The sequence below is a fragment of the Duganella hordei genome, assembly GCF_040369125.1.
In the GTDB taxonomy this organism is placed as follows: Bacteria; Pseudomonadota; Gammaproteobacteria; order Burkholderiales; family Burkholderiaceae_D; genus Rugamonas; species Rugamonas hordei.
In genome coordinates this window covers 1-484 of record NZ_BPWI01000060.1, presented here as the reverse complement: position 1 = coordinate 484, position 484 = coordinate 1, and the positions used below count along the sequence as shown (strand labels likewise).

Sequence of the window (484 nt, the reverse complement as noted above, 5' to 3'; positions counted from 1 at the left end):
GGGTCTGTCGACCGACCAGATCGTGGCGCTGAGCTCGAACCAGCTGGGCGCGCTGAGCACCGCGCAATTCGGTGCGCTGTCGACCCAGGACATCGCCGCCATCGAGACCGGCGACATCGTGGGCCTGAAAACCGCGATCATCGCCTCGCTGAAAACCGCGCAACTGGCGGCTCTGACCACCGACCAGCTGTCGAACCTGACCACCAGCCAGATCGCCTCGATCACCTCGGCCAACATCGCCGTGCTGACCACCGACCAGGTTGTCGCCCTGACGTCCAACCAGATCGGCGCCCTGAGCTCGGCGCAGCTGAGCGCCTTCAGCACCAACGACATCGCCGCGATTGAAACGGCCGACATCGGCGCGCTGAAATCGGCCGTCATCGCCGGCCTGACCAGCAACCAGACCAAGGCCCTGACCACCGACCAGATCGTCGCCCTGAGCAGCAGCCAGATCAGCGCGCTGTCGAGCTCGCAAGTTGCCGGC

1 pseudogene is annotated in these 484 nt (G+C 65.9%); it reads left to right on the top strand.

Annotation, left to right across the window (positions count from 1 at the left end):
* Positions 1 to 484: pseudogene (locus ABWW33_RS33030) on the top strand (heme utilization protein); the annotation flags it as partial.